14 protein-coding genes, 6 pseudogenes and 1 other annotated feature are annotated in these 19,842 nt (G+C 57.4%); of the genes and pseudogenes, 10 read left to right on the top strand and 10 right to left on the bottom strand.

Annotated elements, in window-relative coordinates; translation table 11 throughout:
* The first annotated feature begins 885 nt into the window (after positions 1–885).
* From MET49242_RS09000 to MET49242_RS24150, 6 genes are all read left to right on the top strand, one after another.
* Positions 886–1,446, top strand: a complete 561-nt coding sequence (locus MET49242_RS09000; protein ID WP_036282442.1) for a transcription termination/antitermination protein NusG — start codon at positions 886–888, stop codon at positions 1,444–1,446.
* A 74-nt stretch (positions 1,447–1,520) separates the two neighbouring features.
* Positions 1,521–3,026 (top strand): O-antigen ligase, encoded by a 1,506-nt coding sequence (locus MET49242_RS08995; RefSeq protein WP_036282440.1) that lies wholly within the window; start codon positions 1,521–1,523, stop codon positions 3,024–3,026.
* A 46-nt stretch (positions 3,027–3,072) separates the two neighbouring features.
* Entirely contained in the window at positions 3,073–5,346 is a 2,274-nt protein-coding gene (locus MET49242_RS08990; RefSeq protein ID WP_051134090.1) for a polysaccharide biosynthesis tyrosine autokinase, read from the top strand.
* Positions 5,343–5,984 (top strand): hypothetical protein, encoded by a 642-nt coding sequence (locus MET49242_RS23295; RefSeq protein ID WP_051134089.1) that lies wholly within the window; start codon positions 5,343–5,345, stop codon positions 5,982–5,984. Before MET49242_RS08990 ends, MET49242_RS23295 begins: the two co-directional genes overlap by 4 nt.
* 16 nt (positions 5,985–6,000) lie before the next feature.
* Positions 6,001–7,113, top strand: a complete 1,113-nt coding sequence (locus MET49242_RS08975) for an acyltransferase (RefSeq protein ID WP_036282432.1) — start codon at positions 6,001–6,003, stop codon at positions 7,111–7,113.
* Positions 7,114–7,236: 123 nt separating this feature from the next.
* Complete coding sequence (locus MET49242_RS24150) at positions 7,237–7,710, top strand: hypothetical protein (protein WP_371212524.1); 474 nt, start codon at positions 7,237–7,239, stop codon at positions 7,708–7,710.
* On the opposite strand, the pseudogene MET49242_RS08970 reads toward MET49242_RS24150, so the two are convergent.
* Positions 7,634–8,182 (bottom strand): annotated as a pseudogene (locus MET49242_RS08970) (IS5 family transposase); the annotation flags it as partial. The gene MET49242_RS24150 and the pseudogene MET49242_RS08970 overlap by 77 nt on opposite strands.
* Before the next feature lie 1,067 nt (positions 8,183–9,249).
* Between MET49242_RS08970 and MET49242_RS24145 the strand changes: the two are divergent.
* Both MET49242_RS24145 and MET49242_RS24140 read left to right on the top strand, forming a co-directional pair.
* Positions 9,250–9,900: a methyltransferase domain-containing protein gene (locus MET49242_RS24145; protein WP_084678969.1), complete on the top strand. Its 651-nt coding sequence runs from the start codon at positions 9,250–9,252 to the stop codon at positions 9,898–9,900.
* 103 nt (positions 9,901–10,003) lie between these two features.
* Positions 10,004–10,839 (top strand): IS5 family transposase gene (locus tag MET49242_RS24140; protein ID WP_144259444.1). Its coding sequence is split into 2 segments (ribosomal slippage): positions 10,004–10,388 and positions 10,388–10,839, totalling 837 coding nucleotides; the frame shifts between segments, so codons are not numbered across the junction.
* A 38-nt stretch (positions 10,840–10,877) separates the two neighbouring features.
* Here MET49242_RS24140 and MET49242_RS26595 read toward each other — a convergent pair.
* Positions 10,878–11,261, bottom strand: a pseudogene (locus MET49242_RS26595) (glycosyltransferase); the annotation flags it as partial.
* 7 nt (positions 11,262–11,268) lie between these two features.
* A pseudogene (locus tag MET49242_RS24130) lies at positions 11,269–12,105 on the bottom strand (IS5 family transposase).
* A 206-nt stretch (positions 12,106–12,311) separates the two neighbouring features.
* Here MET49242_RS24130 and MET49242_RS08940 point away from each other — a divergent pair.
* Complete coding sequence (locus MET49242_RS08940; protein ID WP_036282429.1) at positions 12,312–12,506, top strand: hypothetical protein; 195 nt, start codon at positions 12,312–12,314, stop codon at positions 12,504–12,506.
* Between the two features lie 231 nt (positions 12,507–12,737).
* Here the strand turns inward: MET49242_RS08940 and MET49242_RS08935 are convergent.
* From MET49242_RS08935 to MET49242_RS26580, 7 genes and pseudogenes are all read right to left on the bottom strand, one after another.
* Positions 12,738–14,093: pseudogene (locus tag MET49242_RS08935) on the bottom strand (IS1380 family transposase).
* 104 nt (positions 14,094–14,197) lie between these two features.
* Positions 14,198–14,869 carry a glycosyltransferase family 4 protein gene (locus MET49242_RS24850; protein ID WP_144259536.1) on the bottom strand — a complete coding sequence of 224 codons (672 nt, stop codon included), beginning with the start codon at positions 14,867–14,869 and terminating at the stop codon, positions 14,198–14,200.
* Complete coding sequence (locus tag MET49242_RS24125) at positions 14,866–15,966, bottom strand: glycosyltransferase (RefSeq protein ID WP_084678965.1); 1,101 nt, start codon at positions 15,964–15,966, stop codon at positions 14,866–14,868. Before MET49242_RS24125 ends, MET49242_RS24850 begins: the two co-directional genes overlap by 4 nt.
* Positions 15,966–16,946: a glycosyltransferase gene (locus MET49242_RS24120; RefSeq protein WP_158497276.1), complete on the bottom strand. Its 981-nt coding sequence runs from the start codon at positions 16,944–16,946 to the stop codon at positions 15,966–15,968. Before MET49242_RS24120 ends, MET49242_RS24125 begins: the two co-directional genes overlap by 1 nt.
* A 157-nt stretch (positions 16,947–17,103) precedes the next feature.
* A pseudogene (locus MET49242_RS26590) lies at positions 17,104–17,373 on the bottom strand (helix-turn-helix domain-containing protein); the annotation flags it as partial.
* A 339-nt stretch (positions 17,374–17,712) separates the two neighbouring features.
* A pseudogene (locus tag MET49242_RS26585) lies at positions 17,713–17,901 on the bottom strand (DDE-type integrase/transposase/recombinase); the annotation flags it as partial.
* A 15-nt stretch (positions 17,902–17,916) separates the two neighbouring features.
* On the bottom strand, positions 17,917–18,225 hold the full coding sequence (locus MET49242_RS26580; RefSeq protein WP_036282426.1) for an IS3 family transposase: 309 nt from the start codon (positions 18,223–18,225) through the stop codon (positions 17,917–17,919).
* Positions 18,151–18,267, bottom strand: a sequence feature (AL1L pseudoknot). It overlaps the preceding gene by 75 nt.
* Positions 18,268–18,506: 239 nt before the next feature.
* Here MET49242_RS26580 and MET49242_RS08920 point away from each other — a divergent pair.
* A complete protein-coding gene (locus tag MET49242_RS08920; RefSeq protein ID WP_036287460.1) occupies positions 18,507–19,538 on the top strand; it encodes an IS110 family transposase in 1,032 nt (343 codons plus the stop codon).
* Positions 19,539–19,842 lie beyond the last annotated feature (304 nt).

Raw genomic sequence — 19,842 nt, 5'->3', positions numbered from 1 at the left:
GGGCGGGATCGCGCGCGACGACCTCCACTTCGCGCTGCAGACGATGAGCGCTGAGTCGTGTGTCGCGGCGCGCGTGCTGAGGTGACACCCTGCGCCGCTTCCGCAAGTGCGGGGCAGGGGGCGCTTTGATTCCTGCTCGCCGATACCGAACAATCGCACGATGCGCGCCATACACACTGCGAGCGGGGAGAATGCCGAGGAGTCGTCGTGCGGTGGAGAATGAACCGGCTATTTGTCCTTCGCCCGTCACGGTCAACGATGTCGTTTCCGAACGACTTCCATTGATTTTGTGCTTGCCTGATTGGATTCGCGTGCACGCCAGCGACGCTGGATGCGAACATTTCGGCCGACCTGCTCGCCGAGACGACGCGGGCGATCGTCGTCGGCGACGCAATCGCCAATTACACTAAAGCGCGTTCAGGAAAAGTGTGGGCGGTTTTCCGTCCGAACGCGCGACAAGACATGAAGCGAGAGCAAATTAGGCGAATCCGAATTCGCCGAAATTGCGCTGGCCAGTCAACTAACCTCCGGCGCCGGACTTTGGCGGCAAACGCCTCGATCCACGCAAACTCGATTCACCCGCAACATGTCGCGAGACCCCTATTGCGCCGAAATCGCAAGACAGGAGTCGGAGAGCGGCGGCGCGAAATCAATTCAACCGCGCCAACTGTTCCAACCCGAGGCAAAAAGCATTCCCGGTCAATGACGTAATGAAGGCGGACGCGTCCAGCGGAGCGACCGCCGCAAGAATTTTTGTGCATGTCCTATCTAAAGCGTTGCGGTTGTATACAAATGGCTTTACCAATGCGGGAAAGGCGGCCGAAGAGGCGCCGCCATACCGCTTCGCGGTTGTGTAACGAGAGTGGCCGGAGCGCGACGTAGAACATGGTTTTATCGTCCGGAAGCGCATTTGGCGTAACTGGCGCGCGCAGCAGTTTCGAGCTCGCGCCGGGCGAACGCTGGTATGTGGCTCAGACGCTTGCAAGGCGCGAGGCGGGCGCCGGCGCGCAACTCGTGGCGCAGGGTTTCGCCGTCTTCACGCCGCAGGTGATCAAGACCGTCCGCCATGCGCGCAAGCTACGCACAGTGCGTGCGCCGGCCTTTCCCGGTTATCTCTTCGTGATCCTCGATCTGAATCGTGATCGATGGCGCTCCGTCAATGGCACGTTCGGCGTCGCGCGCATGATCATGGGAGAAGACGTTCCGATGCCGGTCCCTGCCGGCGTCGTCGAGACGTTGCTCGGATACGTCGATGAAGCCGGCGTCTGCCGTTTCGACCGCGATCTGGTCGAGGGCCAGGCGGTTCGCGTGACCGTCGGTCCATTCGCGCAGGCGATTGGGGAGCTCGTGCGCCTCGACGCCAATGGTCGAGTGCGCGTGCTGCTCGAAATCATGGGCGGCAAGATCCCCGCGACGTTGGAGCGTTCGAGCCTCGTCGCCGCGTAAATTCGTTCGCCTTGGGCGGACGACTATTGCTATGCCGCGGGTGAAACAATCGGTTTCACCCGAACTGCGGTAGCGTGGCGACATTCCATGCGCCGTTTGAAAGAATAATCCGCCTGTCCATTTCCAAACCAATTTTTGACTCCGCGGCGCCGAGCGCGCCTGCGCGCCTTCCCGGGCCGCTTTCGCATCTTTGGCGTGAAAGCAAAGTCGAGGCCCTGATCTTTTTCGGCCTTCTCCTCGGTCTCACCTGGGCGCCGTTCTGGCTCGGCGGCAATCGCATCACGGCCTGGGGAATAAATGGCGTCTATTTCCCTACGCTGACATTGCTTTACGAGTGTTATCTGCTGACGACCGGTCAACCGCATCCGATCGGACTCAGGCGCCTGAACGCGCCGGCGACGCTGTTCGGCCTCGTGTTGTTGTGGATCGGCCTGCAACTTGCGCCGACGCCGCCCATGCTCGCGCATCCGATCTGGGGCATGGCCGCCGATGCGCTGGGTCAGCCGATCGACGGCGCCATTTCCGTCAACCGTGGTGAGACCCTGGTGTCGCTCATTCGCCTGTTGACGGCGGCGAGTCTGTTCTGGCTTGCCGTGCAATTGTGCCGCAATTCCCTGCGCGCGCACGCGCTCCTGCGCGCGGTCAGTCTCATCGTCGCCGCCTATTCCGCCTATGCGATCATCCTCGCCGCTTTTTTCGCGGGAGAGATTCCACCCTTCGACGCGCCGGCGAGCGGCGGCTTCCTGCGCGCGACCTTCGTCAATCGCAACAGTTTCGCCACCTATGCCGGTCTGGGCCTTGTCGTCACTGTGGCGTTGACGCTGCGCCTGTTCCGGCATGAAGTCCCTGCGTCGGCGGGGTTGATGCGCTATCGTCTGACCAAATTCATCGAGGCGACCGGGCGGCGGGGCTGGTCGTTGCTCGGAGCGGGTTTCGTCACCGTCGTCGCTTTGCTCGGGACGGTGTCGCGTGGCGGCATATTGGCGACGGCGCTCGGCGTGTTCGCCTTGCTCGCAATGTCATTCTCCCGACAGCAGCGTCGCGGCGGCGACCGCGTCGAAGCCGTCGTCTTCATCGCCGTCGCGCTTGTCGCCAGCTTCATGTTTTTCGGAGACCTGATCGTCGGGCGCATGGCGACCTCCGGCCTCGAGGACACGAGCCGCATTTCCGTCTACGTCGTCGTCATGCGCTCGATCTTGGACACGCCGCTGCTGGGCTTCGGTTACGGAACGTTCGCTGACGTCTTCCCGATGTATCGCGACCAGTCGATCCCTGTCTCCGGCGTCTGGGACAAGGCGCATGACAGCTATCTCGAAATCTGGCACGGCCTCGGATTGCTGTTCGGCTCAGCGCTCATCCTGTCGGTTTGCTGGATCGCGGCGCGATGTTTCCGCGGCGCGCTGACACGACGGCGAGACGCCACGCCCGCCCTGGCTGCGACGGCGGCTTCGATCCTCGTCGGCGCGCATGCGCTTGTCGATTTCAGTCTCCAGATGGAGGGCGTGGCGCTGACTTTTCTGGCGATCCTCGGCGCCGGCGCCGCACAGGCCGAAAGTTCGCTCGCCGTAACGTCCGACTAGCCTGATCGATGTCCATCCCCTCAGAACAAAGTCGAAAGCTCCGCATTTGAACCGCTTCGAGCCCGTGCAGGATTTCACCGTCCCGGTTGAGACCGGCGGCGGTTTCGATATCCGCGAGGCGATCAATTTCGTCTGGCGCCAGTGGAAGCTGATCGCCGGCGTTACCGCGTTGGCGCTGCTGTTCGGCGCTGTGTATATCGTCCGGCAGACGCCGCTTTACACCGCGACCGCTCAGTTGCTGCTCGATCCGCGCAAGGAGAAGGCCGCGGGACAGGACGTCATCATGGATGACGAATATCGCGATCTCTCGATGATCGAGAACCAGATGGCGATCATCAAGTCGAGCGATTTGTTGCGGCGCGTCGTGAAGAAGGAGCGCCTCGTCAGCGATCCGGAGTTCGGCGCGGCGCCGTCGGTCGAAAGCGGAGGCGGGCTGTTCTCGACAATCAGCGGGTTGTTTTCGCGGTCCGGCGAGCGTGACAGAAAAGCAGGCGAAAAAGGCGGCGACGCCATTCCGTCGCGTTCCCCGGGGGCGTCGGACGCGGCTGCGCCCGAGACCATCGCCACCATCGAGAATCTCAAGAGCGCGCTCACCGTCACGCGCGCCGGTCAGGCGTCGGTGATCGCCATTTCGGTCACCTCCGCGGATCCCGTAAAGGCTGCGCGCCTCGCCAACGCCGTCGCTGACGCCTATGTCGTCGACAAGCTCGACGCGCGGTTCGAGGCGGCCAAGCGCGCCTCGACCTGGCTTTCCGACCGCCTCGTCGAATTGCGTCAGCAGTTGCGACAGTCGGAGGAGGCCGTCGCCCGCTTCCGCGCCGAGAACAATCTCGGCGGCTCTTCGCCGGGCGCGACTCTAAATCAGGAGCAACTTGGCCAATTGAACGGCCGGCTGGTTCAGGCGCGCGCCGAGGCCGCAGACAAGAAAGCCCGGCTCGACATCTTGCAGAAGATCGAGGCGCGCGGCGGCAATATTACTGCTCTGCCGGATATCATGAATTCCGGCCCCATCGCAGAGTTGCGCAAGCAGGCTCAGGACCTCTCCCGTCAGGAGGCGGATCTGCTCGCCCGATACAGCGGCAACCATCCCGCCGTCGTCAATCTGCGCGCGCAACTGGCCGACGCGCACCGCGCCATCAACGCCGAAGTGCAGCGCCTCGCGGCCAATGTCCGCAACGAATATGAACTCGCCAAGGCGCGCCAGGAAGCGGTCGAAAAGACCTTGCGCGAGGTCACCGGCGCCAGCGATCTCGACAATACAAAGGCGATTACGCTGCGCGAACTCGAGCGCACCGCCGCGGTCAACAAGAGCCTGTTCGAGGATTTCCTGCAGCGAGCCAAGGTCACTCAGGAGCAGTCGACCTTCGAGGTGCGCGAGGCCCGCATCATCACCCCGGCCTTGCCGCCGGGCTTCGCCTCGTCGCCCAAGAAAATGCAGATCATGCTGGTCTCGCTCGTCCTTGGGCTGATGGCGGGCGCCGGCGGGGCCTATACGCTCGAATTGCTCAACGCCGGCTTCACCACGCCGCGCCAGATCGAGGAAATGCTGGCGCTGCCGTTGCTCGCCTCGATTTCCCGGATCGAGGCGCGCGATCTCACCGTCAATGGCTCCGCCTTCACCATTCCGGAATATCCCCAGGTCAAGCCGCTGTCGCGAATGAGCGAAGCCTTTCGTTCGCTGCGTAGCGCCATTCAGATGAGCGACGTCGACCATCCGCCGAAGGTGCTGCAATTCACCTCGACGGTTCCCGGCGAAGGCAAGTCCACGCTGGCGCTCGCCCTGGCCAGCTCCGCGGCGCAGTCGGGGTTGAAGGTTCTCGTCGTCGACGGCGATCTGCGTCATCCGACCACATCGCGCTACGTCAAGGCCGACAAGAAAATCGGCGTCGTCGACTATCTCGTTGGCGACGCGGACCTCGCCTCGGTGATGCATTACAGCGAAAAGCTTAAGGTCTGGGTATTGCCGGGCGGCGGCAAGACGCAGAATCCGCCGGATCTTCTCGCTTCCGAGCGCATGAAGGCGCTTGTCGCCGCGCTGCGCGTGGAATTCGACCTGGTGATCATCGATACGCCGCCGATGGGTCCGGTCATAGACCCGCTCATCGTCTCCCATCTCGTCGACAAGGTGATCTTCGTCGTGCGCTGGGCGTCGACGGCGCGCGAGATGGTCACTCATTCGATAGAGCGTCTGTCGGGTCACAAGAAAGTCGCCGGCGTGGTTTTCAACCGCGTGATCGACGCTCAGGCGCAGAAATACGGCAAATACGCCCACTCGTATTATTTTGGCGGCCGCTACTACAAGAAATACTACACGGAATGAGCGTCGCGCCCGGCTGGAGAACAGGCGCCGCGCTGCTTGTCATCGGGCTCTGCGCCTTCACGATTTGGCGTGCGACGACGCTGCTGCGTTATGGTCTCGCTGAACTGCGCGCCGACGCCGCTTCCGCGCCCGAGGCGCTTCGACCATTCCTCGGCGACGTCACTGTCGGCGCGCGCGCGCGCACACGTTTGCTGGCGCTCTCCGGAAGGGAGGACTCGTCGCAGCGGCTCGTGGCGCTGCAAGATCTCCTGGTCTTGACGCCGCTCGCCAGCGGCGCGTGGCTCGATCTGGCGCGAGCGCGCTTTTCCACCCGTGAACCCGCCGAAAGGATCAGTGGCGCATTGCTGATGTCTCAACTGACCGGCCGCAACGAGGGCCGGCTGATGGCGGGCAGGGCAGTGTTCGCGCTGCCGCTATGGCCGATGCTGCCGGGCGGAGTCCGCAAGGGCGTGATCAGCGATCTCGTCGGCGGCTGGGGCGAGATCGCCGACCCGCAGCGCATAGCGCTGCGCACCGCGCTATCGGTCGCCCGCGACGAGACGCGAGAAAGCGTCCGCGCCGGCCTGCTGGCTGCCGGACGCCCAGGCGCGCCGGCGCGGCAGGGGCTGCGCGTCAAGTCTGGCGCGTCGCAGCCGTGAGCGCGTCGCGCGAGAAATGAAGGTTATCGCACTGGCGACGCCTCGAAATTCCATTTTAGCGCTCGATCTCGTTCGCGGCTTCGCGGCGATCGAGGTGATGCTCACCCATTTGCGCGGCGGCAACTGGGTCGAGTTCGGCGCGCTGCCGACCAGTCAGCGCACGTCGGTGGTCGAACTTTTCTTTCTAAGCACGAGACTAGGCCATGAAGCGGTCCTGATCTTCTTCGTTCTGAGCGGCTTTCTTGTCGGCGGCAACCTCATTTCGCGGCTTCGAGCAGGGCGCTTTTCGATTGCTGATTACGCAATCGATCGCGGCACGCGTATTCTCATCCCGCTCGTCCCCGCCTGCGTTCTGACCGTTTCCATCAATCTCGGCATCTTCAGTGACGCGGTTGGGGCGCTACAGGCCGTAGGCAATGTGTTCGGATTGAACGGTGTCCTTGTAGATACGCTTCCCCGAAATGCGCCGCTGTGGTCCCTCGCCTATGAAATCTGGTTCTATGTTCTGGCTGGCGCCGTTGCCGCCATATTCACGGGAAAGACGGGTCCCCTCGCCCTCATGGCGATCTTGTTCGCAGCTCTCGTTTTCGCAAAGCTCGGTGCGCTTTATGTGCTGTTCTGGAGTTTCGGCGCCCTGACCGCGCAGATGAGATGCCATTCGACGCTGGCGCGGCGGCAGTGCCTTGTCGGATTGGCGATGGTTGCGCTCGGCCTCATCGCATATCAACTCGGCGCAACCAGCAAGTCGTTTTCGAATATAGTGCTCCTTTCACCCGCGCATGCCGAAACTCTCATTTGTCTCGGTTTCTGCGCTAGCATTCCCGCTCTTGACGGAAATTGGGTCAATCAAGCGCTCGCTCCTGCGGGAAATGTGATACGATTTATAAGCCAAATTTCGTTCAGCCTCTATCTGATCCATGATCCAATAAATGCTTGGTTATGCGTCCTTCTCCCCAAGAGCGATAAAATCGATCCTGTGTCGATCGGGGCGTTCTTCGTGAAGATGGCGGCTTGCCTGCTGGCGGCTTACGTGTTCTGGCTCCTCTTCGAAAGGACAAGTTTTGCAGTCCGGCGAGCCATCAAGGCGAGTTTGCGGGTAGGTCACGCGGAGGAGATTGGAGCCGTATGAGTTGTCGTCGCTGCGTGCGGACGGCCACGAAATGCGCCGTGTCGCCACACCACATAAGATTGGACCAAGCGGCCAGCTAATACGGGGGGGCTTCCCGTCGAAAGTTCATGTGGCGGCGAAGTCATGAGTATGAGTTGTTGTTGTTTCAAAATTCATGCGGGATCATTGTGTATGTGCGGCGTCAACGGCATTTTCGCTTATCATTACGCGGCTAATCCGATCGATGCAGACGAACTGCTCCGCACGCGCGACCACATGATTGCGCGCGGACCGGATGCAGAAGGTTGCTGGACTTCCGACGACTTGCGCGTCGGGTTTGGGCATCGGCGCCTTTCGATCATCGATCTCTCGGCGGCCGGGCTCCAGCCGATGACGAGCGCCGATGGAAGATACGTCGTTACCTTCAACGGCGAGATATACAATTATCGGCAACTTCGCCAATGCCTGCAGGACAGGGGATGTGTTTTCCGCAGTCAATCCGACACCGAGGTTCTTCTTCACCTATTCGCGCTCGAGGGCACGGCCAACGCTTGCGGATGGCGTCGAGAATCGCCTGCGCCCCGGCGCTGTCGGAAATGTCGGCGGTCGTCAGATTGACCATCAGCAATCGCCCATCCGCGTCGACCGCGATATGGCGCTTGCGGCCAACGATCTTCTTGCCCGCGTCATAGCCCCGCGCCTGCGCATGCGGCGCCTTGATCGACTGGCTGTCGATGACCGCCGCCGAGGGGCTCGCTTCTCGTCCTTGTCGCTCCCGATCGAGCATGAGTTCGACGTCATGGATCGTCTGGAACAGGAAACGCCGCGCCAGCTCGCGGAACCAGCCATAGACTGTTCGCCAATGACCGCATTGCACCGGCAGCATCCGCCAGCCGCAGCCCGAGCGCACGAGATAGCGCACCGCATTGATCACTTCGCGAAACTCGACTTCGCGAGGTCTGCCCCTGAGCCCGGGCTTCGGCATCAACGGCGCGATCCGCGCCCATTCCTCATCCGTCAAATCAGACGGATGGCGCTTGGTCTTTCGGGCGATCCTGGCCATCCGGCCCCGCTGCTTGCCTGTCCACATCCAAAGTATGAATCATATTTGCAGCGAGACAGGAATTCCCTCAAACCGAATTTCCAAACAGGCTCTAACTTCTGAGTTTGGTTCCCTCGCTGGCCGAAAGGCGCGCGGCTGACAATCACCTTCACTGCTCCGGTCACGGCTTGGGGCCATGCCCCTAGCAATGAAAATGCTCATTTTGTTGTCGTGTGCGAGCAAATAACCTTTGCCGACGCATGGCAGCGCCAATTCGATTTCCCCGACCATAGACGGTGTCTCCGGCTGTAAAGGAAAACGGAACGGAGCGCCAATGTTTCCGCAAGCGGTCGATAATCTCTTGCGGAAGATCCGGCCATGCGCATGGGACACCCGTGGCGGTTGAGACGCGATGCGTCGCTCGTAATCTCGAACCATCCTGCGCCAGCAGAAGATCATCCAGCCGAAAGTTCCTCAGACGACACAGCGGCGGTGGATGACTTCGAAGCTATCCTGAGTGTCGCCGCGACGAATGGACGAGCAAGAACTCCAGATAGGCGATCTTGTCCATCAGCTTGAGCCGATCGCAGGCGGCGTCGGGGTAGAGATGTTTCTCACGGCGGCCTGCGCTTATTGATGGCGTCGACGATCGCCTGAGCGCCGGCGCTGTGGGAAATTACGGCGATCGTCAGATTGACCATCAGCAATCGCTATCTGCATAGCCACCGATGTAACGCTTGCGGCTGTCTATCTTCTTGCCTGCGTCGAAGGCAAGCGCCTTTCCTTGCGGCTCCATGATCACTGACGTCGAACACCGCCGCTGACGAGCATGCTTCGCGTGTCTGACCGACGCAAGAGAGGAAGCTCCAAAAGCGAAACAGGCTCTAAAGGGTCTCCGACGCTGCCGACAAATGACGTGATGCCAGCGTCGGCGATATCTGCCGGTGAAGCCTTCGAAGACCGAACGACCAATACGAAGCCAGCTACCGCGCATGACGCCCGGCAAAACCATCCGCCGCATGAGATGCGACTCAGCAGAGCGTGAAGTTGCGGCTACGTGAAGAAAGGCCGCGCACTCTTTTTGTCGGAAAAGCATCACTCGAAGGTGGCGTAACATGGGCGGCAAAAAAAATGATCTCCATGTCCAGTTTGGATGCGGGCTTGATGCGCCGCCTCAATGGATTAACTTCGACTCGTCTCTGCGCCTGCGCCTGGAAAGATTCTGGCTAACCGGACAAATTATGCAGCTGACAGTAGGTAAGATTTTCCCAGAAAGTGTAATGTATGGTAATATAGTCAAAGGTTTACCCTTCGATAATTGTGCTGCAACAGCCGTATTCTGTAGTCACGTTCTGGAGCATTTAACTTCAGAAGAGTGTGATATCGCGCTAAATGAAGTGTCGCGCATTTTAAAGCCCAATGGGATATTTCGTTGTGTTGTCCCCGATCTTAGAGCGCGTATAGACATCTACAAAAAGGGGATATCCGCATCCGCTGCCGATGATTTTATGCGTTCGACGCTACTTGGTATGGAGAAAAGACCCAAACGGTTAGCCGGGCGTGTTCGTGCTGCTGTTGGCAATAGCGCTCACCTCTGGATGTTCGATTACGAATCGCTTTCCAGTCGCCTAAAAGTTTCAGGCTTCAGATCAATTCGAAGATGCCAATTTGGTGACAGTAATCATCATTTATTTGCTTATGTTGAGAAAAGAGAAAGGTTCTTTGAAGATTCTTTCCAAGAACTCGCAATTGAAGCAATTAAATAATATTCCGGTTCGATGAGATGCTTAGTGTCCGTCCTGAAAGATGTTGAATCGAATGAATCTGTTGTGATGGATGGGAGGCGGTCTGATTCGTAGGAGGCCGTCGATGTGGACGAAGGCAAACCGGGCGAAATACAATCGCGACAGGTTACGTTATCCGAGTGATGTGACGGACGAGGAGTGGGGGCATGTGGCGCCGCTTATTCCTCCGGCCAAGCGTGGCGGGCGCAAGCGTGAAGTGGACATGCGGGCGGTGTTCAACGCCATCATGTATGTGCTGAGCACGGGATGCCAATGGCGGTACATTCCCAAGGATTTTCCCCCGAAGAGCACAGTGTATCGTTATTTTTGCGATTGGGCCTGGTGCGGCGTTCTGGATCGCATGCACGACGCGCTCTACGTCATGTGTCGCGAACGAGCGGAACGAGAGGCGAGCCCCACCGCGGCGATCATCGATAGTCAGAGCGTGAAGAGCGCGGAAAAAGGGGGGCGCGCATTGATCCGCATGGCTATGACGCCGGCAAAAAGATCAAAGGCAAGAAACGCCACGTACTCGTCGATACGCAAGGTTTGTTGATGGGCGCCGTCGTTCACGGCGCCGACATTCAGGACCGAGACGGCGGCGTCTTGCTGCTTTCGACGTTGCATGGGCGGTTTCCCTTTCTTGAAAAGCTGTTGGCTGACAGCGCCTATCAGGGACCGATCTTCGCCGACGCAACGGGCAAAATCCTACCGTGTCTCAAAATCGAGATTATAAAACGATCCGATCAGGCGAAGGGCTTCGTGAAATTGCCCATGCGCTGGATCGTCGAAAGATCAATCGCCTGGCTAAACCGCTGTAGAAGACTGGCCAAGGATTGGGAAAACCTCAATATCACAGCGCTCGTGTTCCTGCGTTTCGCGTCGATTCGGCTCATGCTACGAAAGCTCTGCAATTGTTGACTAACTTCTGGGACGGACTCTAAGGACACGAGTAATTCACGGTCGTTCGCGAGGGTCCGGATCCAAGTTGCAATTTCCTCATCTGAGGCCTGCGGCTTTATCAGAATAGCGCCCCCCTGAGGCGCATGTTCGGGCGCGCCCCCAACGTCTGGAGCCAGCGTCGCCAATCCCAGTCTATTGTATTCCCTAAGGACGATTCCTCCTGCTTCTGCATTTGAGAGAAGACAGCCCACATCGTGAGCGCAAACGATGCGTATGAAACTATCGCCTGATTTATCCACGAATCCAAGCCAATCGACATTCAGACCAGTCCACAACGCTGGTTCAATTTCATCTTGATGCACTCCAACAACCGTCAATGAAACATCAGCGTCCTCTTTCACAATTTTCATAGCCCGTAGTAACCTAAGAGTCCGTCCCAGAAGTTAGTCAACAATTGCAGAGCTTTCGTAGCATGAGCCGAATCGACGCGAAACGCAGGAACACGAGCGCTGTGATATTGAGGTTTTCCCAATCCTTGGTCAGTCTTCTACAGCGGTTTAGCCAGGCGATTGATCTTTCGACGATCCAGCGCATGGGCAATTTCACGAAGCCCTTCGCCTGATCGGATCGTTTTATAATCTCGATTTTGAGACACGGTAGGATTTTGCCCGTTGCGTCGGCGAAGATCGGTCCCTGATAGGCGCTGTCAGCCAACAGCTTTTCAAGAAAGGGAAACCGCCCATGCAACGTCGAAAGCAGCAAGACGCCGCCGTCTCGGTCCTGAATGTCGGCGCCGTGAACGACGGCGCCCATCAACAAACCTTGCGTATCGACGAGTACGTGGCGTTTCTTGCCTTTGATCTTTTTGCCGGCGTCATAGCCATGCGGATCAATGCGCGCCCCCCTTTTTCCGCGCTCTTCACGCTCTGACTATCGATGATCGCCGCGGTGGGGCTCGCCTCTCGTTCCGCTCGTTCGCGACACATGACGTAGAGCGCGTCGTGCATGCGATCCAGAACGCCGCACCAGGCCCAATCGCAAAAATAACGATACACTGTGCTCTTCGGGGGAAAATCCTTGGGAATGTACCGCCATTGGCATCCCGTGCTCAGCACATACATGATGGCGTTGAACACCGCCCGCATGTCCACTTCACGCTTGCGCCCGCCACGCTTGGCCGGAGGAATAAGCCGGCGCCACATGCCCCCACTCCTCGTCCGTCACATCACTCGGATAACGTAACCTGTCGCGATTGTATTTCGCCCGGTTTGCCTTCGTCCACATCGACGGCCTCCTACGAATCAGACCGCCTCCCATCCATCACAACAGATTCATCTGAAAAACTCCGAACGCCCGCCGCAAAAAAACCCTCGGATGATTCCGGTTCGTTCTCTTTTCGATTTACGCGCGTTCTACTCAATTACATCGCAGGAGGCAGGTAGCTGAAATTTTTGGAGGTTCCCAAAAGAAGTGCATCGTGATGCGGGAAAATGCCGATCTTCGACTGTTGTCTGGTGGATGTCAGCCAAAAAGTCGGCCCCTCCCTCAATGGACTGTCGAAAAAAACTGTCGGCGAGGACCAAAAATATGGAGAGGGTTCGGCGGATATGTTTTTTGCGCTGTCGCGCTTACCTATGCTTCGTCAACCGCTGAAGGTCAAGTTTCTGGAAACATCCAATATCTAGAGCCCTATGCTGTCCAACCGGGATTCGCCAGATGACCCCGGGTTCGGAGGTAAGCTTTGCGTCATTTGGACGCTTTGGCAAGTCCGAGGCGCGGGTCTGAGCAGCCTCAGGGGCGGATACGGGCCGGTGATCGACCGAACCCGCCGGGGACCAATCAGCACTGGCTGGATTTTCCATCATCGAGACGCACCTCTTCCGTCCTTTGGCTCGAACTCATGACGCGGAAACGCCCTATGCCGTTGACGACAAGGGCGGCGCTCGCAACTCGGCGATCATCCGCAAGATGTCAGCGAACGAGCTTCGCGGAATCGCGACCTCCGCCATCTGGAAGGCGACATAGCGAGCGTGAGCGACGACCTTCGCGCCAATCTTGATCAGCTTTTCCTTGAGCGTCGTCAGCGTCCAATCTTTGATCGGCTCGGGCGTCGCGAGCGTGCGCAGGAAGTTGCCGAGGTTGTAAGCGAGCGCATGAAGCTGGAGACGCACGGCGTTGGCAGCGAAGGAGCGACAGGACAGCCGGGTCCAATTGATCGCCCCTTTGCCTTCCTTGATGTATTGCTCGCAAGTCCCGCGCTTGTTGTAGAAAGCGACAACATTCTCGGCGCGCCGCGCCATGTTGGTGACGATGAACCCGACGCGCGGATAAAGCTCGCCCACATGCCATTCGACTTTCGCGACGACCCGGCGCGGTTTCCTCCAGCTTCCAGCCTGATAGCGGAAGCTCGCATAGAAGCGCCGGACGGCATTCGGCGGGCGTCCCACGGGGCGCGTCAATAGATGTGCGATCCGCTCTTGCAAGACGCGGTTCGTCGGCAGGCGAATGGCGTATTTGAGGCCCTCGGCTTCGAGACAATCGTAAATCTCAGTATTGGCGAAGCCGGCGTCGCCGCGGAAGTAGATGCGCGGGACGCGACCTTTGTAGCGCGCCAGGACCGGCTTGAGCACGCTCTCCCAGCCGTCGGCGCTATGGACGTTGCCCGGCCGCAGCGCGCAGCGCTCCAGATCGCCGAACTAGTTGAACAAGAACAACGGATGATAGCAGGTACACTCGTAGTGCCCGTTCCAGCAGCTCTTTTCCTGTTCGCCGTGGGTAGGACTGACGCTCGAATCCATGTCGAGCAGGATGCCTCTTGGCGGTCGGCGGCTGTGGACGCGGTCGATCCATCTGCCTGAAAGATCGGCCAGGGCGGAGAGGTTCTTCTCGGCGGCGAGCCAGCGCGTCTCGAAGCGGCCGATTTGGCTTGGCGACGCCGCGCCGGAGATGGCGGCCCTGCCGCCGACGACCCAGCGCATTGCCGGATCATGCCGTAGCCGCGCGGCGTCGTTCACGTCCTCATACCCGGCGAGCCGCCCGAACACAGACTGTCGAAACATTCCGACGAGACTATGCCGGCCATTCTTTCCGGTGCGGGCGTCGGCGAGAGTCTCGCCTGCCATGGCGCTCAGGCCAAGCGCGTCGTCCAGTTCGCGGTAGGCGAGCAATCCGGCATCGGAGGTCACGACCGAACCGCGAAACTGAAGCATCAATCGCCGGTCGAATTCGAGCCGGAGAACCTCGCGGTTTGATTCACCCGTCGGGTTCGCCATAGCCGCCTCGACCAATCGAGCACAAGATCCTGAAAATTATGCATCAATAGTCGGGTTCGTACAAGAAATTTGTGCGTCATCCGGCGAATGCGGGTTCATTCGATTCAACATCTTTCAGGACGGACACTAAGCAATCCTTTACGCTTCCAATCCTTTCCGACGAAAATGAGTTTTAAAGTTTCATGGGGCTCAATGCGCCAATTACCGAGAATGGTTCTAACTTTGAATTCATCTAGATTCGCTCCTGGTACAACCTTGAAGATCTTACCAGATTCAATTTTATATCGGCGTTCAAGATCATTAGCACACCACCTGCTGTGCACAATGATCCCCTCAGCAGTTCTATATTGTTCTCTTTCTCTTTTAACAATCTCATCTCTGAAGCTGCTCGATAAAGATACGTCTGACGCGTAGCCATCGAACATCTGTTGCAAGGTTTGATCGATATAATACCATCTAGAGATATCAGTTCGATGCGTGATAGAATTTGGGTAGAGTTGAAAGCAGTTTATAATTGAGCTTTTTTCAGCAAAACGCTTTCCACTCCACATAGATTCGAGAAATTCGTTCGAATATTGGAATCCTGATGGCCAACGACCTCTCAATATCTGCTTTAAATACCATATTTTCCTTACGTTTTGATCCATATAGGGATCTAATTTTAAGCCGAATTCGATAAGGCCTTGCGTTTTCGCGGCTCTCAACAAGAAATATGGGATCCCGCTCCATGTTTTTGGATCATTCGCATCCCCAACGGCCGCAAGATATCTGGTCACAATATACCCAATATTTCTTCGTATCTTTCTGTTATTTTAGATATGTCATATAGATGTGATGACCTCTCCCGGATCGAATCTATTTTATTCTGGCTTGTTGGATTTGTTAATTCAGATGCTAAAGCTGCTGCGAGTTCTTGCTGATTGTTTGGAGGGATCAATACTCCCAGCTCTCCATCATTTAAAACTTCTCGGCACGCAGGAACATCACTCGCTATGATCGGCACGCCTGCAAAAAGTGCTTCAATAAGTGCGATACCAAATCCTTCGTTTTCTGTTGTCGAGAATGCAAATACGTTCGCTCTGGAAAGTAAATATGGGATGTCACTGCGAGCACCAAGAAACTCGACTACACCCTCTAGCCCAAGAGACGTTGATAAAATGCGGCTGGCTTCCAATGTTACGCCGGAACCGATAAGCCACAGCTTAAAGGGAGGAATGCTTTTTAACTTGGACAGTTCGCTGATAGCCAATAGCAATGTGCGATGATCCTTAATAGGATCGAAACGAGCGACCATCGCTATCACTTTTTGTGTAGTAAATAAGTCACGAGTTAAACAGAACTCTCCCTTGTCAAGCCCATTTGGGATTACATCCGTCCTTATTCCTGGAGCGACACTTTCGATAAGGGCTTTTATGTATGCTGAAGCAGATATCAACTTCACGCCGAGAGCAGCGTTTACATAGATTATTGCTCTCCATTTCCATCGACCTTTTACGCCAAGTCGCGGCGGGGGATTACCGGCGACAGCTGCTATTGCCTTAGCCCCGTGTATAAGGGCTGCGATGGATAGCAAAATCTGATCTTTTCCTATCAAATGGATAATCACGACTCCCTCTGACCGAGAGCTGAGTATCTCGTTAAATAATTTGAATTTCAAGAAAATATTTTTATTACTAGCATCTGACAACACTACACAACGGCCTGACGCATTATTGAATTCTTCAATCATCATTCTCGAATTAGGATTTAAGACGAATACTCTGTTCTTGTATTTTTTGTCAGCAAGATTGCGAATCATGCGTAAAGCGTTTAGCTCGGTTCCTCCAAGGTCCAAGCTGCATATAACGTGTAGGATACTGTTGTATTTTGCCATCAAGCATTCATTATTTGTTTAAGGTAATCATGCGCGGTGTTTTTTATGTTATAAACTGAGTTAACTCTCTCTAGTGCAGCGTCGACGATCCTAGATGCCAGATCTTCATCGGTCGCCATACGCCAGATCGCATTTGCGAGCGCCTCGGGGTTCTGTTCGTGAACCATCAAGCCGCATCTCCCCCCGTCGAGCACCTCTCGACAAGCTCCAACGTCTGTTGCGACGATGGGCACACGTGCTGCCATCGCCTCAATTAGAGCGATCCCCTGGCCTTCTTCTGATGTAGTGGAGAACGCAAAAACCTGCAGCTTACAAAGGAATTGTGGGACGTCCTTGACACTGCCTAAGAATACGACTTCCTCGTTCAAGCCCAACTCGTTTACTAGACTGCGAAGTCTTAGGTTCTGGGTTCCCTCCCCAGCAAGAAACAGCTTGGGTTTCCGGCGGCTCTCGCCACCTAAGTCCTGTAGGTAGACAATAGATCGAATGAGAGTCGCCTGGTCTTTATGGCGCTCAAGGGTGCCGATCATCCCGACATTTAGGTCTCGGTTTAAAGCAGGGCCGGGGCTCTTGAATAATTTAGGATCAATTCCGTTCGGTATCGTAATTAGTTCAGATTCGTTTAGCCAAAAGTTAGCTAATACAGAACGTCGCACGTAATCGGTGCAGCACACCAATCTTGTCGTTACCGGCCTCGCTAATGCAACTAATGCCTTAAATTTCCAATTGATATTTTTAGCTTCTGAAGCGTTACCAACATGCGCGATGCATTTCCTGACGCCGACTAATCGTGCTCCAATATTTATAAATAAGTGCCAACCGAACAGCATGGATACGACGGCGACACTTCTATTTTTAAGACACGACTGCATCGTTTTTAGTGCGATCTTTATCGCTAAATAACGAGATGAAATCGAGATATCTGCATATTCAATCGAAATATTATTTCTAATAAATTCTGATTCAAGCTCGTTTTGCATTCGCGTTAATACTAATACCGTAGCGTCTACCCCATAATCGCGCCAAGATTGTATAATACTCAACGTAAGCTTCGGGGTTCCTTCTGCGCGAAGCGAGTATAGGACAACCAATACGTTCTTTGATTTCTTCATCTGAAGCTTTTTTCTCAAAGCGCTTTCTGGCGAGCTTGCCGGGCCGCGAGCGGCGGGCGGCTCGCTCGGCATGGCACTGGGCGGAACTGGCCCAATAATCCAGATTGCCGCTACGCGTGGCGGCGTTGCGTCGCACTTCCCGCGAGATCGTGCTGGGCGAGCGCCCAAGATTGCGCGCGATCGAACGGAGAGTCGCCCCCTGCGCGAGCAGGATGGCGATCTCCTCTCGCTCGCGGAAAGATAAGAATCGTCCGGTGAGCTGACGCGCCTTGGGCGCAAGATGGCATGGCGGCATTCCTCCGGAACTCCGAAACCAGCGCGGCCCGAGCGGCGCCGAAACGCCGGCCTCCGCGGCAGGCACCTCACTGGGCCGCCCCCGAGCAATCGCCTGCCAGAAACGGCAGCGATTCTCACGCCGCCAAGCCGGAGGGCGTCCCGGTGAGCACAGCTTTTTTCGAGTGCATCGGTCCGATGCACGGCGGTGAAAGGTCGTCGCTATTTCCAATTCCTTGGTGTTGCGACGACAGGTTGAATCCGCCTTGGTTTCCGCGATCCGAATGATGGACGAGGCCGCCACTGTGAATCGGCTGGCGATCATGCAACGCCTGTTCGAGCGCATCGAGCACGAAGCCCGCTTGCGCCGTTCGTGACACGCGCGAGCCGACGTCCGGTGCGCAAAGGCGTCGATGACGAAGGCGACATAGGCGAAGCCCTGCCAGGCGGCGACATAGGTGAAGTCGGATACCCATAACGCATTCGGCCGCGGCGCCTGGAATTGCCGGTTGACCTTGTCGAGCGGACAGGGAGCCGCCTTGTCGTTCACCGTCGTCTTGACGGGTTAGCCGCGCACCACGCCCTGCAAGCCTATGGCGCGCTTCAGCCTCTCGACCGTGCAGCGCGCCACGCTCTCGCCTTCCCGGATCCATTGTCGCCAGACCTTTCGCGCGCCATAGACGCCGAAGTTCCCGTCGAAGACGCGCCGGATTTTCTCGCAGAGCGCGGCGTCGCGCCGAGCACGAGGCGAAACCTTTGCGGGATCGCGGCGGGCCGCAACCCGCGCGTGGTAAGTGGAAGGGGCGATCGGCAACACCTTGCAGATCGGCTCGACCCCGTGCGCCTCGCGATGATCGTCGATAAAGGCGATCATGGCTTGAACCGGCGGTCGAGCTCCGCCTGCGCAAAATACGGCGACGCCTTACGCAATATCTCGTTCGCCTGGCGCAACTCGCGGTTCTCCCGCTCCAGCGCCTACAGCCGCGCGCGCTCGTCGCTGGTCAGGCCGCATCAGAGGCCGGATACATGTCAGCCCCCGACTATGTGCTGCGCCAGTCGAAAGATTCTTCTTGCTCCGGCGGGGGCAATGGTATGGACCCCGCCCTTGGCCTAGGCTGGGATGTCGAACTGTCACTCGCAGAGCAGGAGACGACCATGCACATCGTCCGTATCGGCCTCGATCTCGCGAAATATGTTTTCCATCTTCACGGTGTTGACGAACGCGGCAAAGTCGTTTTGCGTAAGACTTTACGCCGCCCGGCCGTTGCGCTCTTCTTCGCGAATCTTCCGCCCTGCATTGTTGGAATGGAAGCCTCGAACGGCGCGCATTATTGGGCCAAGACGTTCTCCGAGCTTGGGCATGACGTTCGATTGATCAGCCCGCAGTTCGTCACGCCATACGTAAAATCCAACAAGAATGATCGGAATGACGCCGAGGCGATCTGTGAAGCAGTCGGCCGTCCGAACATGCGGTTCGTTCCGGTCAAATCCGCCGAACAGCTGGCGATCCAGGCTATTCATCGGATTCGCAGTCGTCTAGTCGCCAATAGGGTTAGACTTGTGAACCAGATCCGCGGCCTACTCGGCGAGCACGGCGTCGTTATTGCGCAGACCATCGGCAATCTTCGGCGCGCTTTGCCGCGGATCGTCGACGAGGAAAGCAACGGTCTGAACAGCATTGTTCGGGAGTTGATCGGCGAATTGCGGGAGGAATTGATCGACCTTGATAGGCGGGTCGCAATTTACGATCGCAAAATCCGGGAATTGTATCGAACAAGCGCAGCATGTCAGCGCCTCGGCATGGTCGAAGGAATTGGACCTATTACTGCGACAGCGCTGGTCGCAGCGGCTGGCGATGCAAAATGCTTCAAGAATGGACGGCAGTTCGCGGCATGGATCGGACTTGTCCCGAGACAACGATCGAGTGGCGGCCGATCGCGGCTGCTCGGCATCAGCAAACGCGGCGACCGATATCTTCGTACCTTGCTTATCCACGGCGCACGCGCCGCCTTGGGCCGGATACGAGGGAAGCAGGATCCGAGAAGCCTTTGGCTGCTCAAAGCGCGCGAACGCCATCATCCAAATGTCGTCGCCGTCGCGCTCGCCAACAAGAACGCGCGGATCGCATGGAGCTTGCTCGCCAGCGGCATGAGCTACGATCAGCGTCTAACCGTCAGCTCGGCCTAACCGCAGCTAAGCATCCGGGAAACAGACAACCAACGAGATTCCCACCAGCAATTGCAACGATTGGCAGTGATGGCGAAACGGTCACTCCGTCGATTCCCGAACCTGATGTGTGGACCGGCATGGCGAGAGCCAATGCCTTGGGGGCATTGAGGTGGAAGCGCGCGAAAATCCATCGAGGCTCGCGGCAAGAACTTTTTCGGCCGCATCATGAAGCCGGATATACGTCAGCAGTTGTGACCGAAAGTCGGAACTGTCAAAGCCGTTGCAATCGGGCGGGGTCCATATACGTCCATACATGTCCATC

Origin of the sequence: Methylocystis sp. ATCC 49242, assembly GCF_000188155.2 — a bacterium.
GTDB lineage: Bacteria > Pseudomonadota > Alphaproteobacteria > Rhizobiales > Beijerinckiaceae > Methylocystis.
The sequence above is the reverse complement of the archived record's forward strand: the minus strand, read 5'-3'. Positions and strand labels throughout refer to the sequence as shown.

What these genes read in the sequence shown, in the direction of transcription:
- MET49242_RS24125 (WP_084678965.1), bottom strand. Translation starts at nt 15,966, where the DNA reads ATGGCAAAATACAACAGTATCCTACACGTTATATGCAGCTTGGACCTT.
- MET49242_RS24120 (WP_158497276.1), bottom strand. Translation starts at nt 16,946, where the DNA reads ATGCAAAACGAGCTTGAATCAGAATTTATTAGAAATAATATTTCGATT.
- MET49242_RS26580 (WP_036282426.1), bottom strand. Translation starts at nt 18,225, where the DNA reads ATGATCGCCTTTATCGACGATCATCGCGAGGCGCACGGGGTCGAGCCG.
- MET49242_RS23295 (WP_051134089.1), top strand. Translation starts at nt 5,343, where the DNA reads ATGAGCGTCGCGCCCGGCTGGAGAACAGGCGCCGCGCTGCTTGTCATC.
- MET49242_RS08920 (WP_036287460.1), top strand. Translation starts at nt 18,507, where the DNA reads ATGCACATCGTCCGTATCGGCCTCGATCTCGCGAAATATGTTTTCCAT.
- MET49242_RS24150 (WP_371212524.1), top strand. Translation starts at nt 7,237, where the DNA reads ATGAGTATGAGTTGTTGTTGTTTCAAAATTCATGCGGGATCATTGTGT.
- MET49242_RS09000 (WP_036282442.1), top strand. Translation starts at nt 886, where the DNA reads ATGGTTTTATCGTCCGGAAGCGCATTTGGCGTAACTGGCGCGCGCAGC.
- MET49242_RS08940 (WP_036282429.1), top strand. Translation starts at nt 12,312, where the DNA reads ATGCCGATCTTCGACTGTTGTCTGGTGGATGTCAGCCAAAAAGTCGGC.
- MET49242_RS24145 (WP_084678969.1), top strand. Translation starts at nt 9,250, where the DNA reads ATGGGCGGCAAAAAAAATGATCTCCATGTCCAGTTTGGATGCGGGCTT.
- MET49242_RS08975 (WP_036282432.1), top strand. Translation starts at nt 6,001, where the DNA reads ATGAAGGTTATCGCACTGGCGACGCCTCGAAATTCCATTTTAGCGCTC.